The organism is Rhodococcus sp. PBTS 1 (assembly GCF_001620025.1).
GTDB classification, from domain to species: domain Bacteria; phylum Actinomycetota; class Actinomycetes; order Mycobacteriales; family Mycobacteriaceae; genus Rhodococcoides; species Rhodococcoides kroppenstedtii.
On sequence record NZ_CP015219.1, the window covers coordinates 3,733,351 to 3,747,459 of the forward strand.

Sequence of the window (14,109 nt, forward strand, 5' to 3'; positions counted from 1 at the left end):
CGAGGACGCCGATGCCTGCTCTACCCCCGAACGACCCGTCGGTCCCCCCGCCCGACCCCGCTGGGGCGCGCTACGCCTGGCGGTCGCTGGACCGACACGACGCCGCTCGCCTGTGGGACGACCTGGTGGACTGGGTTTGGTGGCTGCGTGATCGGTACGAACTCACCGAGACCGTTCCCGGGTGCTGGTACCGCCACGGCCCGGTGGTCGAGGAGTTCACCGCATTGTTCGCCTGGTGGCGGGCCGCTCACGCCGCTGTCGACGTGCCCGGACAGCAGGACGACGCCGCGATGCGACGCCTGGCCGACTGGCACTCCGACGGATTGTGGGCCCTGATCGACCGGCTGCACCGCCTCACCGATTTCGATCGCTGTCGCGCCGAGGGCTGCACGCACACCTCGGGGTTCCTCCACGCACCGGACGGGGCCGCCGAGTCGATGGAACCGATCGAGATCGAGCCCGTGACGATCGACGCGGACTACGCGGGCGACTACACCGGCGACGACGTCGCGGACGCGGACGTCGTCGCCGTGCTCGGCGAGAACCTCATGCTGTCGGCCGTCGTCCGCGGCGAGGCCACGGCTCTGGACACCGACTCCCGACACGGGCGCTACCGCATGGGCGGCCGGTTGTGGTCCTGGAGTCCGATTCTCGGCGGGTACATCCCGTCGGAGGATTCGATCTCCCGGAACTGACGCCGCCGCGTCAGGTCGCGAGCAGTTCCGCGATCTGAATCGTGTTGAGCGCGGCACCCTTCCGCAGGTTGTCGCCGGAGACGAAGAGCGCGAGACCGCGTCCGTCGGGCACGCCCGGGTCCTGCCGGATGCGACCGACGAGCGACTCGTCGATGCCCGCCGCCGCCAGCGGCGTCGGGACGTCGGTGACCCGCACGCCCGGTGCCGACGACAGCAGTTCCGTCGCCCGCTCGACCGACAGCGGCGAGGCGAACTCGGCGTTGATCGACAGCGAGTGCCCGGTGAAGACGGGCACCCGAACGCAGGTGCCGCTGACGAGCAGGTCCGGCAGACCCAGGATCTTCCGGGACTCGTTGCGCAGCTTCTGATCCTCGTCGGTCTCGCCGCTCCCGTCGTCGACCAGCTTGCCGGCGAGCGGCAGCACGTTGAAGGCGATCGGGGCGGTGTAGACCTGCGGATCGGGGTAGGTGAGCGCGCTGCCGTCGTGCACCAGCTTCTCCGCGTCGGCGACGACGGCGCGGGCCTGGGTGGCCAGCTCCTCGACGCCGGCGAGACCACTGCCGGACACGGCCTGGTAGCTGGAGACGATCAGACGCTGGAGGCCGGCCTCGTCGTGCAGCACCTTGAGCACCGGCATCGCGGCCATGGTGGTGCAGTTGGGGTTGGCGATGATGCCCTTCGGCAGGTTCCGGACGGCCTCCGGATTGACCTCGCTGACCACCAGCGGCACGTCGGGGTCCTTGCGCCATGCCGACGAGTTGTCGATCACGGTGACGCCCGCCGCGGCGAACCGCGGAGCCTGCTGGCGGGACATGGTGGCGCCCGCCGAGAACAGGGCGACGTCCAGACCCGTCGGGTCCGCGGTGGACGCGTCCTCGACCACGATCTCGCCGTCGCCCCAGGGCAGCGTCTTCCCGGCCGACCGGGCGGACGCGAAGAAGCGCACCGACGCGGCGGGGAACTTCCGCTCCGCGAGGAGCGTGCGCATGACCGCGCCGACCTGTCCGGTGGCGCCGACGACGCCGATGTTCAGTCCGCTCATGGTCCTACCGTCCTGTTCCGCCGTGGACCACGGCGAGCTCGTCGCCGCCCAGTCCGAACGCCGCGTGCAGCACGCGCACGGCGTCGTCGAGCTCGGAGTCCTTGGTGAGTACCGAGATTCGGATCTCCGAGGTGCTGATGAGGTCGATGTTGATGCCGGCCTCGGCGAGCGCCTCGCAGAACGTGGCCGTGACGCCGGGGTGGGACTTCATGCCCGCACCGATCAGGGAGACCTTGCCGATGTGGTCGTCGTAGAGGACCTTCGAGAACCCGATCTCCTCCTGCATCGCCGTCAGCTTGGTGACGGCCGTGGGGCCGTCGGTCTTCGGCAACGTGAAGGTGATGTCGGTCTTGCCGGTCTCCACCTTCGAGATGTTCTGCAGGACCATGTCGATGTTGATCTCGGCGTCGGCGACGGCGCGGAAGATCTTGGCCGCGTAGCCGGGCTCGTCGGGCAGGCCGACCACGGTCACCTTGGCCTCGCTGCGATCGTGCGCGACGCCGGTGAGGATGGCTTCTTCCACTGGGATGTCCTCCATGGATCCGGACACGATGGTCCCTGGCTTGGTGGTGTACGACGAGCGGACGTGCACCGGAACGTCGTACCGGCGGGCGTATTCGACGCACCGGAGCATGAGCACCTTGGCGCCGCACGCGGCCATCTCGAGCATCTCCTCGAAGGAGACCTTCTCGAGATGACGGGCGTCCGGAACGATGCGCGGATCGGCGGTGAAGATGCCGTCGACGTCGGTGTAGATCTCGCAGACGTCGGCGTTCAACGCGGCCGCGAGGGCGACGGCGGTGGTGTCCGACCCGCCGCGACCGAGGGTGGTGACGTCCTTGCTGTCCTGGCTCACGCCCTGGAAGCCGGCGACCAGCACGATCGACCCCTCGTCGAGGGCGTCCCGCACCCGGCCGGGGGTGACGTCGATGATCTTGGCGTTGCCGTGGACGCCGGTGGTGACGACGCCGGCCTGCGACCCGGTGAAGGACCGCGCCTCCGCGCCGAGCGAGTGGATGGCCATCGCGACCAGCGCGTTGGAGATGCGCTCGCCGGAGGTGAGCAGCATGTCCATCTCGCGGGCGGGCGGGGCCGGGCTGACCTGCTGGGCGAGATCGAGCAACTCGTCGGTGGTGTCGCCCATCGCGGAGACGACCACGACGACGTCGTCGCCGCGGCGCTTGGTCTCGACGATCCGCTCCGCCACGCGCCGGATGCGCTCGGCGGTGGCCACCGAGGACCCCCCGTACTTCTGGACGACGAGTGCCACGCTGGTACTACCTCCTGCTTGTCGACGAGATCGGTACGGTGCTGACTTCGCTCCTGGTCGGGTCGGCGAGTCAGCCTACCGAGAACGCCTCCGATCGGGGCAATCGCGTGCTCGCTCCTACCATCGATCCGTGACCCGACCCGATTCCCCAGCCCTTCCGCCGCGGCAGGGATTGCGACGGATGTTCGTCGAGGTCCCCCCGCGCGGCCGACGGTGGCCCGCCGGTGTCCGGGCCGCTCTGGCCTTCGGCGTTCCGGCGTTGGTCCTGCTCGCGCTCGGTCACCAGACGGAGGCGCTGCTCACGGCGGCGGGCGGATTCGCCGTTGTCTACGGCGAGGGACGCGCGTTCCGGGCGCGGTGGGCGGTGGTGCTCGTCGCCGGTGCGGCCCTCGTGGCGTCGGCGGCCGTGGGCGGCCTGGTCGGGCAGTACGCCCCCGCGCACACGGTCACGGGCGGCGCGATCCTCGTCGTGGTGCTGGCGGTGACCGCGGTGATCGGCGCGGTCGTGGTCGATGCGCTGCGGCTGGGTCCGCCCGGCCCGTTCTTCTTCGTGTTGACGTGCGCCATCGGATCGGTGGTGCCGCTCGCGGGGGTGTCGTGGGCCGTCAACGCCGGCTGCGTCGCGATCGGCGCGGCCTGGGCCGCGATGGTGTCGATGTCGCCGGCGGTCCGAGACCCGATCCGGAGACGACGCGCCGACCCCCGCCGGGCCCCCGAGCGTGACGCAGTCGCCGCCGCCGAGCGTGCGGTCGCGGCGTTCCTCACCGCTCGCGACGACACCGCTCGGGACGATGACGGCTCGGACGGCACCGCCGGTCACGAGCATGCGTCCGGCAATCGCGTCGTCTCCGCTCGACATCGGGCGGCCACAGCCGTCGACACCGCCTGGGCGACGCTGCACGACGCGCGGATGCCGGCCCGCCGACCGGACGATCCGCTGGTCGCGCGCCTCCTGACCGTGCACCACACGTTCGCGACGGCCGGCGCCGGCCTGCCCCCGAGCCCCGACCACGCCGCCGACGCCGTGCACGACGGCATCCCCATGGCTCGACCGTCGGTCGCCTTCCGACTTCGCCGGGCCCTCCACCCGCACTCGCACGCGACCACCACCGCGGTGCGCGTCGGCGTCGCCTCGCTCGTCGCAGGCGGTCTGGCCGTCGCCGCCGGGCTCGGCCGACCCGACTGGGCCGTGGTCGGTGCGGTGCTGGTGCTCCAGCAGGGGCCGGATCGACCACGGGGCCTGGTGCGTGCGGCCCACCGACTCGCGGGGACCGCGCTGGGCGTGGTGCTCTTCGCGGCGATCTTCTCGCTGCACCCGTCGGGGTTCGTTCTGGTGCTGATCCTCATGGGACTGCAGTTCCTCGTCGAGTTGGTCATCGCCCGCAACTACGGCATCGCCGTCGTCTTCATCACCCCGCTGGCCCTCCTGATCGGCGGCGCCTCGCACCCCGGCGCGCAGGCGTGGCCCCTGGCGGCGGAACGGCTGCTCGAGACCACCATCGGCGTCGCGTGCGCGGTGGCGGCGCTGTGGGTGGTCCTGCACCGGGCTCACCGGCGGTGCTTCGACTGGTGCCTCGTCCGGACCGTCACGGCCTGCGAGACCCTGCTGGTCCACCTGCGCGGCGCCACGGTGGACGCGCCCTCGTCGATGGCCCTGCGCCGGGACGTCCAGTTCGAATTGACCGGGGCCGCGCTGGCCGCGGAACACGCCGTCGGGGACGACCGTGCGTGGGCGTCGAGGCAGTGGAATCGCTACCTCCGAGTGGACACCGTCGGGCACGGCCTGCTGGCGGCGTGCCGGACCCGCGGCGTGGGCACGATCGATCCCGCACCGTGGCTCACCCGACTGCCACGAGAGAACCCCCGGGATGTTCCGAGCGGCGCATCGGAGTAAGGTGACGCCCATGTTCGGCGCCGGGTACGCCCTCCTCCTTCGTCGCCGCGACGGGGTCTGACCACCAGACCGGCACCCTGTCGCGGGTCTTTTCGGCGCCGGTCGACCCCTCATCTCGCCAACGGAGAGTCACCATGTCACCCGCCGACGCATTCGTATCCGGTTCGCGCACCGTCACCACCCCGACGAAGCCCGCGCCCTCGGACCAGCCCGCCTGGAACACCCAGAAGACCTCGTCCATGCCGACGTTCCGGTACCGGCCGTTCGCCGACGAGGTCGAGACCGTCACCCTCCCGGACCGCACCTGGCCCGACAAGGTCATCGACCGCGCCCCCCAGTGGTGTGCCGTCGACCTGCGGGACGGCAATCAGGCGCTGATCGATCCCATGAGCCCGGCCCGCAAACGGCGGATGTTCGAACTGCTGGTCCGCATGGGCTACAAGGAGATCGAGGTCGGGTTCCCGTCCGCGAGTCAGACCGACTTCGACTTCGTCCGCGAGATCATCGAGGACGGCGCCATTCCCGACGACGTGACCATCCAGGTGCTCACGCAGTGTCGGCCCGAGCTGATCGAGCGCACGTTCGTCGCCTGCGAGGGCGCGAACAAGGTGATCGTCCACTTCTACAACTCGACGTCGATCCTGCAGCGGCGGGTGGTCTTCCGGGCGGACGCCGACGCGATCGAGAAGATCGCGACGGACGGTGCCCGCAAGGTTGTCGAGGAATCGCTGAAGTTCCCCGACACCGACTGGCGGTTCGAGTACTCCCCCGAGTCCTACACCGGCACCGAGCTGTCCTACGCCAAGCGGGTGTGCGACGCCGTCACCGAGATCATCGCTCCCACTCCGGAGAAGCCGATGATCCTGAACCTGCCGGCCACCGTCGAGATGACCACGCCGAACGTCTATGCGGACTCCATCGAGTGGATGCATCGCAACCTCGCCCGGCGGGACTCGATCGTGCTGAGCCTGCATCCCCACAACGATCGCGGAACCGGCGTCGCCGCAGCCGAACTCGGCTACGCCGCGGGCGCGGACCGCATCGAGGGCTGCTTGTTCGGCAACGGTGAGCGCACCGGCAACGTCTGCCTGGTCACCCTGGGCCTGAACCTCTTCACCCGCGGTGTCGACCCGCAGATCGACTTCTCGAACATCGACGAGATCCGCCGTACGGTCGAGTACTGCAACCAGCTGCCCGTCCACGAGCGCCATCCCTACGGTGGCGATCTGGTCTACACCGCGTTCTCGGGCAGCCACCAGGACGCGGTCAACAAGGGTCTCGACGCGATGAAGGTCGCAGCCGACGAGCAGGATCGGGACGTCGACGACATCCTGTGGCAGGTGCCGTACCTGCCCATCGATCCGAAGGACGTCGGGCGCACGTACGAGGCCGTGATCCGGGTGAACTCGCAGTCCGGCAAGGGCGGCGTCGCCTACATCATGAAATCCGATCACGGTCTGGCCCTGCCGCGTCGGCTGCAGATCGAGTTCTCCTCCGCCGTCCAGCGCGTCACCGACGGCGAGGGCGGCGAGGTCTCGCCCAAGGCCATGTGGGACGTCTTCGCCGAGGAGTACCTGACTCCGATCACCCCGCTCGAGCGCATCCGTCAGCGCGTGGCGGCGTCCGAGGTGGACGGGGGCACCGACTCCATCACCGCCACCGTGAAGATCGACGGCACCGAGCAGGAGATCACCGGCGCCGGCAACGGCCCGTTGGCGGCGTTCGTCGACGCGCTCGGTTCCACGGGGTACGACGTGCGCGTGCTCGACTACTCCGAGCACGCGATGTCCGCCGGGGACGACGCGCAGGCCGCCGCGTACGTGGAGGCCTCGGTCACCCTGCCGGGCGGCCAGGAGCACACGGTGTGGGGCGTCGGCATCGCCACGTCCATCACCACCGCGTCGCTGCGGGCCGTGGTCTCGGCGGTCAATCGGGCCGCACGACGCAACTGACCACATTTCGCCCCCGCACCGCCCACGGGTGTGACAGGCTGCAGGCCTGTGGGCGGTCGCGGTGGGCGAACTGCGCCCCGGACCCCATCCGAGACCGGCGCGGACGTGGGTGAGCCGAGCGGAGTCGAAGGGGAGGGTGTTGGCCGAGCGTGACCCGGGCTCGATGTCGAATCCCGTCGTCGCCGTCGTCGCCGAACACACCGAGCAGGACCTCCGGATCGTCACCGTCCGCGGCACCCTCGACCTGAGCTCGTCGATCCACCTCGCGCCGGTGGACACGTCCGTGCGGGCGGTCCTCCTGGACCTGCGCGATGTCGACTTCCTCTCCTCCGCGGGCATCGCGGCGCTCATTCGCGTGCGCAACGACGTGCCCCCGCACACCCCTCTCGTGGCGGTCGCCGATCACCAGGAAGTGGTGCGGCCCTTCGAACTCAGCGGCCTCGATCGGCTGATTCCGGTGGTTCCGGACCTCGAGACGGGCCGTCGCCGGGTGGAGTGACGGCGTCCAGCAGCGAGGCCACCTCGTCGTCGAACGCGCGCAGGACCGCGCGCACGGCCGGGCGAAGATCCGCGCCGGGCCGGATGGCGACATCGTAGACCCGCGCCGCGCGCACCCCGGCCAGGCGACACCGCGCCACGGCCGGGTGGGCCGAGGCGTACCGCGGCATGAGGGCGATGCCGTGGCCGGCCGAGACCAACTCCTCGATCAGCCGAAAATCGTTGATACGCATGACCACTCGCGGCTCGACGCCCGTCACCGCGGCCACCGAGAGCAACACGTCGTCGACCGGGAAGCCGCCGCGCACGCTGATCCAGCGCTCGTTCGCGAGCTCACGCACTTCCACCGACTCCCGTCCGGCCAACGGATGGTCCGGGGGCACCACGAGATCGATGGGCTCGCGCAACACGGTGCGCACCGCCACGCGCTCGGAGGCGATGGTCGGGGCCCGCTCGTCGCGATGGGTGAGCACGACGTCGTAGTCGGCCAGCAATCGCGGCACCGCAGAGGCCGGCACGTCCTCGTCACGGGCGTCGACGGTGACGCCCGACGTCGCCATCCGGTGCAGCACGCGGGGCAGGAGCAGGGCTGCACCCGACGGGAACAACGCCACTCGCACCGTGCCGCGGGGCGTCTCCGAGAACGAGTCCATCTCCGCCACGGCCCGGTCGAGTGCGGACAGCACCTCGTCGACGTGCGGCAGCAGTGCCCGACCCGCCGCCGTGAGTCGGAGCCGACGCCCGTCGGGCTCGAGCAGCGCCACGCCCGCCTCCCGGGTCAGCACCTTGAGTTGCTGCGAGATCGCGGACGGGGTCGTGGACAGCGCCGCCGCGGCAGCGGCGACCGTGCCGCGATCGGCGACCTCCCGCAGCACCCGCAGACGACGGACATCCATGTAGTGAAACTACATGGACAGGTCGGAACAATTCGATGGTGCTACAGCCACGCCGGCCTCACCATGAAGGTCATGACCACCCGCGACCGCCTCCTCGGCCTCACCGTCGTCATCCTGTGGGGCCTGAACTTCCTGGCCATCCGCGCCGGTCTCGACCAGTACCCCCCGTTCTTCTTCGCCGCGCTGCGGTTCGCGGTCATCGCCGTTCCCGTCGTGCTGTTCGTCCGCCCGCCCCGCGTCCCGAAGCGCTGGCTTCTGCTGTACGGCACCGGGTTCGGGCTCCTGCAGTTCGCCTTCCTGTTCGCTGCCATGAACGCCGGCATGCCCACCGGACTCGCCTCGCTGGTCCTGCAGTCCTCCGCCCCCTTCACGGTGGTGCTCGGGGCGCTGCTGCTGCGCGAGCACGTCGGACCGCGGCAGTGGCTCGGCATCGGCGTCGCCGTCGGCGGCATGGTCCTCATCGGCTGGGACCGCGCGCAGACCGCCACCCTGATCCCCGTCCTCCTCACCCTCCTCGCCGGGCTGAGCTGGGCCTTCGGCAATCTCGGCAACCGCCTGGCCAAGTCCACCGAACCGATGCGGCTGATGCTGTGGATGACCGTCGTCCCGCCACTGCCGCTCTTCGCGCTGTCCGCCGCCGTCGAGGGCCCGACGGCCGGCTGGTCCGCCCTCGCCGTGTCCGTCACCACCGGACAGCTCTGGGGCCTGGTCGGACTCGCCTACATCGTTCTTCTCGGCACCATCGTCGGCTCCGGGCTGTGGACCGTGCTCATCGCCCGCAACCCCGCCGGCGTGGTCGCGCCGTTCTCGCTCCTGGTGCCGGTGGTGGGCATCGCGGCCTCGTGGATCGTGCTGGACGAGACACCGTCGGTGCTCTCCCTCGTCGGCGCCGCCGTCGTCATCGGTGGTTGTCTATGGGGTCTCGGGACCACCCGGCGCGGCGCCGAGCTGTTACGGCCGGAACTGGCGGCGGTCGGTCCGGTCGACGACACGGACCGATCGCATGCTCCGGTCAGCGACATGGACCGATCGCATGCTCCGGTCAGCGACATGGACCGATCGCATGCTCCGGTCAGCGCTGATCGACCGACCGTGAACTGCGCGCCACGATCGACGTGACCACGGTGAGCACCGCGACCGCGATCATCGCGACGAAGGTCCGCCCGTAACCGTTGAGCAACTGGTCGACGGCGGACTCGCCGATCTCGCTGATGGTCCCGGCGAACACGAAGCGGCGCAGCTCGATCGGCAACGTGCTGGTGACCACCGACAGGATCACGGCGGTCCCCACCACGAAGCCGCTCGACTGCAGCAGCAGCCGCATGGCGTTCGCGATGCCGAGACGCTCGTCGGGAAGGTCGCGCATCAAGGCGGTCGCGTTGGACGGCATGAAGAGACCGGAACCGATTCCGGCGAGCGACAATCCGACCAGCAGCACGGCGACGTGCAGTCGACCCGTCGCGGCCGCGAACAGCACGACGAGCGCGATCACGGTGACGACGTTTCCGGTCACCGTGAGGGTCGACGCGGAGATACGGCGTTGCAGCGGACCCGACGACAGTGATGCGATCAGTGCCGCGACGGCCACGGGCAACACCATCACTCCCGCGACGACCGGTGAGACTCCCAGCACCGCTTGGAAGTACAGCGCCATCAACAGGACCACACCGCTCTGCGAGATGGAATTCAGGAACGACGCGACGAGGCCGAAACCGAAGGGCCAGTACAGGAACAGTGCGGTGTCGATCAGCGGATCGGGCACGGTGCTCTCGTACCAGAGGAACAGGGGTATCACCACACAGCTCAGGGCGATGCCCCCGATCACCAGGGGGTGACTCCACCCCAGCGACGTCGCCTGCGACAGAGCGGCGAGACCCCCGGTCAGAGCGACCAGGATCATCGCGTTGCCCCGGAGATCGAGGGACTGCCGAGCACGTTCGGTCGGGACGGACTTCAGCGCCACCGCGCCCCAGATCAGGCACAACACGCCGATGGGCACGTTGAACCAGAACACCCAGCGCCAGCCGGCCGACTGAGCGAGCAGACCGCCCAGGGTCGGGCCGGCCAGTTGCGCGATGGAGAACGAGGCGAGGTAGATGCCCATCCCCTCGCCCAGTCGGTGCCGAGGGAACGCGGCCGTCACCAGCGCCGCGCTGTTGGTGAGCAGCATGGCGCCGCCGGCCGCCTGGATCACTCGGAACCCGACCAGCCACCACGCGCTCGGCGCCAGCCCGCACGCCACGCTGCCCAGCGTGTAGAGCGCGAGACCGGTCAAGTACATCGTGCGCCGACCGAACATGTCCGCCAACCGGCCGAAGACCACGAGCAGGACGGTGTTGGTCAGGAGGTACGCGAGCAGGATCCAGCTGGCCGCGACGCTGCTCGCGTCGAAGTGCCGGGCGACCGTCGGTAGCGCCACGTTCAGCGCGCTCCCGGACATGCCCGAGACCATGCTGGCGAACGCGACCACGCTGAGCGTGCGCCAGGCGTCGCGCATGACCTGCGGATCGTCTCGGATCGGTGCACCCGCCGCCGCGGCGAGGTCCGTCTCGCCGGCGCGAGTGGTCACGCGCGGGCCTCCGAGCCCACCGGTTCGGACGCTGCGAGGTACCGCTGAATTGCCTCGACGGACGACGCCGCAGCCCGGCGGACGTCCGGATCGGTGAGGTTCGGGTACATCGCGGTCACCAGCTCATCGACCGTCAAGCCGCTGTCCTCGTCGGTGAGCGCCGCGACCTGGGCGATCCGACGCAGGCGTGCCGCCAGCCGGCGGTTCGCGGCGTCGGCCAGGCTGTCCAGGACGGGCCCGTGCCCGGGGCGCACGGTCACGTGCGAGCGAGCACCCAAGTCCGCCAGAGTGCGTAGCGTCCGCAGCATGTCGGCCATGAGCGAGGGCCGGACCATCGGTGATCCGGAGCCGAGAATGGTGTCGCCGGTGAAGATCTCGCGGTGAGCCGGGAGGAGTATGCACACGGAGTCGCGGGTATGGCCGGGTGTCGACAGGACGGTCGCGTCGATCCCGTCCGCGACCGTCACGCTGCGCTGCGCCGATCCCCGGGGCGCCGTCGTGGACACGGCGGTGGTCGCGTCCAGCAGGGTCGCCCCGCTCCACCGCAGTACGGCGTCGGTGGCCCCGTGGTGATCGTCGTGGTCGTGCGTGATCAGCACGGTCGACACCGACCGGCGACCCACCGCGCGACGCAGGGCCTCGACGTGGCGGGCATCGTCGGGACCGGGGTCGATCACCGCGCACGTCGACCCGCCGGGCACGCCGACGATCCAGGTGTTGGTGCCCTCGAAGGTCCAGGCACTCGGGTTCGGCGCCAGCAGCCACTCCACACACGACGCCACGCGCATCGGCTCACCGGCCGCGGGTACCTCGCCGAGATACGTCCCCATGTCGAGCACCTCTCTAGAAGTTACTTCTAGAATTGTACTCGACTATCGGCCACTGGGGCACAGAAGATCTCGAGATCGAATACCCGGCCCACCCACGCGAGAAGGGCCGGCCCCACGGCGGGGAACCGGCCCTTCTCGCGCTCGGTCGGACGGCGGTCAGACGGAGAGCTTGCGTATCAACTCCTCCATGAAATCGGCCACCACCGTGGCCTGTTTGCGGGTGCGGCAGTGCACCACCACTTCTCGCGACGACTCGACGATCACGTCCGTGAGGACGCCGAGCGTGATGCGGTTGCGGCTGGTGTCCGCCGGACCGAGCAGGGCCGAGTTCTGCCGGATCCACTCGATCCGGCCCTCCCGCCGGCGACGTTCGAACCCGGGCGGCCCGTCGTTGTCCAGGAAGACCGCGGCCACGTCACGACGCTGCCAGCTCCCGGCGAGGAACGCCCGAGCTCCGACGCAGAACAACTCCAGAGGGTCGTCGGTGCCGGCCCGGCGCTCGGCCGCCACGGCCGCCCGGACCTGCTCGAGGTGCGCCGAATTGTGCCGGTCCCAGAGTGCGGTGTAGAGCTCGGACTTCCCCCCGAAATGGTGATAGAGGCTGCCCGTGCTCGACCCAGCCCGCTCGACGATGTCCGAGATGTTCGCGTTGAGGAAACCGGACTCCGCGAAGACGTCCTGGGCGGCGTCGAGCAGACGACGTTGCGTCTCGCCGGTCTTGCTCCACTGCCACGACGCGGCCTGCTTCTCGGCCATGATCTCCCCCTGGTTCGACGTCCCGACTCCAAAGCGTAATTCTAGAATTCGGGTCCGTCAAGCAGGTCAGGCGGCGCCCAACACCAACGTCGCCCCCGCGGCGAACATCCCTCCGTTCCCCTGCACGAGCGAGGTTCGGACATTCGGCACCTGCGCGGCGGCCTGGCCCCGCAGCTGGCGGACCGACTCGATCACCGCGAACATCCCGTACATGCCGGTGTGGGTGTACGACAGTCCGCCGCCGTTGGTGTTGACCGGAAGCGAACCCCCGGGCGACGTGTTGCCCTCGCGGACGAAGTCGCCGGCCTCGCCTCGTCCGACGAACCCCAGGTCCTCGAGGCCGTAGAGGGGCAGGTGCGCGAACGCGTCGTAGATCATGACGTGGTCGATGTCGTTCGGCCCCAGGCCGGCCGAGGCGAACGCCGCCGCGCCGGACCGCGCGAAACCCTTGAAGGACGTCATGTCCGCCATCATCGAGATGCCGGGGCCCTCGTATCCCTCGCCGCTGCCGAGCACGTGCACCGGCGCGACGTCGAGGTCGCGGGCACGATCGGCCGTGGTCAGGATCAGGGCGCCACCCCCGTCCGTGACCAGACAGCATTCGAGCAGATGGAACGGCCAGGCGATCCACGGCGACGCCTCGACGTCGTCGACGGTCAGTGGATCGCGGAACTTGGCCCGCGGGTTCATCGCCGCCCACTTGCGTTGCGCCACCGCCACATCGGCCAGATGCCGGCGTTCGGTTCCCGTCTCCTTCATGAACCGCACGAAGGGAAGAGTGAATCGGCTCGGCGGACCCGTCACACCGTACGGCGCCTCGAACTGTCCCACCGGGGAGGCCGGATCCGGTGAGTAGCGCGGCGTCCCGACCCGGGAGCGGCCCGACTCTCCGTGCGTGATCAGCACCACCGAGCACTGCCCGGCCTCGAGTGCGGCGACGGCGTGCCGCACGTGGGTCAGGAACGAGGTCCCGCCGACGCTGGTGGTGTCCATCCACCGCGGCTCGAGCCCGAGGGCGTGGGCGACCGTCAGCGGGCCCGGTGCGGACACACCCGCGATTCCGTCGATGTCCTTCGGGTCGATCCCGCTGTCCGCGATGGCGTTCCGCGCCGCCTCGGTGTGCAGCATCAACGTCGAGTGGTCGGGAAGACGCCCCAGGGTGTCGGTCTCGGCCGCACCCACGATTACCACCCCGCCACTCATCGCGCTGCTCCGGTCGCCGGCTCGAACATCGGGACCGCGATCTCGCCCCGTCGTTCGAAGACCACCGTCAGCGGCATGTCGAGATCGAGCAAATCCGGATCGGGCTCGATCCCCACGATGTTCGTCATCATGCGCGGTCCCTCCTCGAGGTCCACGACGGCCACCACGTAGGGCAGGTCGTCCTCGTAGCCGGGGCCCGGCCGGTGCTCGATCACGAAGGTGTGCAGGGTCGCTCGACCCGAGCAGGGCAACCAGTCGACGTTCGTCGACAGGCACTCCGGGCAGAAGTCCCGGGGATAGAAGTACGCGACGTCGCAGTCGAGGCACCGCCGGACCACGAGCCGGCCGGCGGCCGCCTCGGTCCAGTAGAACTCCGTGTCGGGGGTCGGGGTGGGCACCGGACGACGGGACCGGGTGCCGGTCGCGTCCGTCGTCCGAGGCGTCGAGATGGTGCTGGTCATGCTCACTCGTTTCTCGTCGAGGGCGGAGCCCGGCACGCGGCGC

General features: G+C 70.1%; 13 protein-coding genes. 5 read left to right on the forward strand and 8 right to left on the reverse strand.

Translation table 11 applies throughout. From position 1 onward, the window contains the following. Positions 1–11: 11 nt before the first annotated feature. Entirely contained in the window at positions 12–695 is a 684-nt protein-coding gene (locus A3Q40_RS17145; protein ID WP_157889664.1) for a hypothetical protein, read from the forward strand. Between the two features lie 10 nt (positions 696–705). Here A3Q40_RS17145 and A3Q40_RS17150 read toward each other — a convergent pair whose 3' ends face one another. After that, the gene (locus A3Q40_RS17150; protein WP_068104050.1) at positions 706–1,737 is read right to left on the reverse strand and encodes an aspartate-semialdehyde dehydrogenase; all 1,032 of its coding nucleotides are present in this window, start codon (positions 1,735–1,737) and stop codon (positions 706–708) included. A gap of 4 nt (positions 1,738–1,741) precedes the next feature. Next, complete coding sequence (locus A3Q40_RS17155; protein ID WP_068104052.1) at positions 1,742–3,007, reverse strand: aspartate kinase; 1,266 nt, start codon at positions 3,005–3,007, stop codon at positions 1,742–1,744. A 130-nt stretch (positions 3,008–3,137) separates the two neighbouring features. Here A3Q40_RS17155 and A3Q40_RS17160 point away from each other — a divergent pair, with 130 nt between their 5' ends. The 3 genes from A3Q40_RS17160 (at position 3,138) to A3Q40_RS17170 (ending at position 7,352) form a co-directional block, all read left to right on the forward strand. Next, positions 3,138–4,901, forward strand: a complete 1,764-nt coding sequence (locus tag A3Q40_RS17160) for an FUSC family protein (RefSeq protein WP_157889665.1) — start codon at positions 3,138–3,140, stop codon at positions 4,899–4,901. Positions 4,902–5,035: 134 nt separating this feature from the next. Beyond that, positions 5,036–6,853 carry a 2-isopropylmalate synthase gene (leuA, locus tag A3Q40_RS17165; RefSeq protein ID WP_068104056.1) on the forward strand — a complete coding sequence of 606 codons (1,818 nt, stop codon included), beginning with the start codon at positions 5,036–5,038 and terminating at the stop codon, positions 6,851–6,853. Positions 6,854–7,016: 163 nt separating this feature from the next. Continuing rightward, complete coding sequence (locus A3Q40_RS17170; protein ID WP_157889666.1) at positions 7,017–7,352, forward strand: STAS domain-containing protein; 336 nt, start codon at positions 7,017–7,019, stop codon at positions 7,350–7,352. On the opposite strand, the gene A3Q40_RS17175 is transcribed toward A3Q40_RS17170, so the two are convergent. After that, a complete protein-coding gene (locus tag A3Q40_RS17175) occupies positions 7,285–8,247 on the reverse strand; it encodes a LysR family transcriptional regulator (RefSeq protein WP_068104060.1) in 963 nt (320 codons plus the stop codon). The two genes, A3Q40_RS17170 and A3Q40_RS17175, sit on opposite strands and share 68 nt — an antisense overlap. A 72-nt stretch (positions 8,248–8,319) precedes the next feature. Between A3Q40_RS17175 and A3Q40_RS17180 the strand changes: the two genes are divergently transcribed. Next, on the forward strand, positions 8,320–9,366 hold the full coding sequence (locus A3Q40_RS17180; protein WP_082834189.1) for an EamA family transporter: 1,047 nt from the start codon (positions 8,320–8,322) through the stop codon (positions 9,364–9,366). On the opposite strand, the gene A3Q40_RS17185 is transcribed toward A3Q40_RS17180, so the two are convergent. The 5 genes from A3Q40_RS17185 to A3Q40_RS17205 form a co-directional block, all read right to left on the reverse strand. Beyond that, a complete protein-coding gene (locus A3Q40_RS17185; protein WP_068104062.1) occupies positions 9,320–10,816 on the reverse strand; it encodes an MFS transporter in 1,497 nt (498 codons plus the stop codon). The two genes, A3Q40_RS17180 and A3Q40_RS17185, sit on opposite strands and share 47 nt — an antisense overlap. After that, the gene (locus A3Q40_RS17190; protein ID WP_157889667.1) at positions 10,813–11,646 is read right to left on the reverse strand and encodes an MBL fold metallo-hydrolase; all 834 of its coding nucleotides are present in this window, start codon (positions 11,644–11,646) and stop codon (positions 10,813–10,815) included. The genes A3Q40_RS17185 and A3Q40_RS17190 overlap by 4 nt, the downstream gene beginning before the upstream one ends. A gap of 156 nt (positions 11,647–11,802) precedes the next feature. Next, positions 11,803–12,402 (reverse strand): TetR/AcrR family transcriptional regulator, encoded by a 600-nt coding sequence (locus A3Q40_RS17195; RefSeq protein WP_068104064.1) that lies wholly within the window; start codon positions 12,400–12,402, stop codon positions 11,803–11,805. Between the two features lie 66 nt (positions 12,403–12,468). Continuing rightward, positions 12,469–13,584, reverse strand: coding sequence for a thiolase C-terminal domain-containing protein (locus tag A3Q40_RS17200; protein WP_235606344.1), 1,116 nt, complete (start codon positions 13,582–13,584; stop codon positions 12,469–12,471). A gap of 17 nt (positions 13,585–13,601) precedes the next feature. Then, positions 13,602–14,066 carry a Zn-ribbon domain-containing OB-fold protein gene (locus A3Q40_RS17205; protein WP_068104067.1) on the reverse strand — a complete coding sequence of 155 codons (465 nt, stop codon included), beginning with the start codon at positions 14,064–14,066 and terminating at the stop codon, positions 13,602–13,604. Between the last annotated feature and the right edge of the window lie 43 nt (positions 14,067–14,109).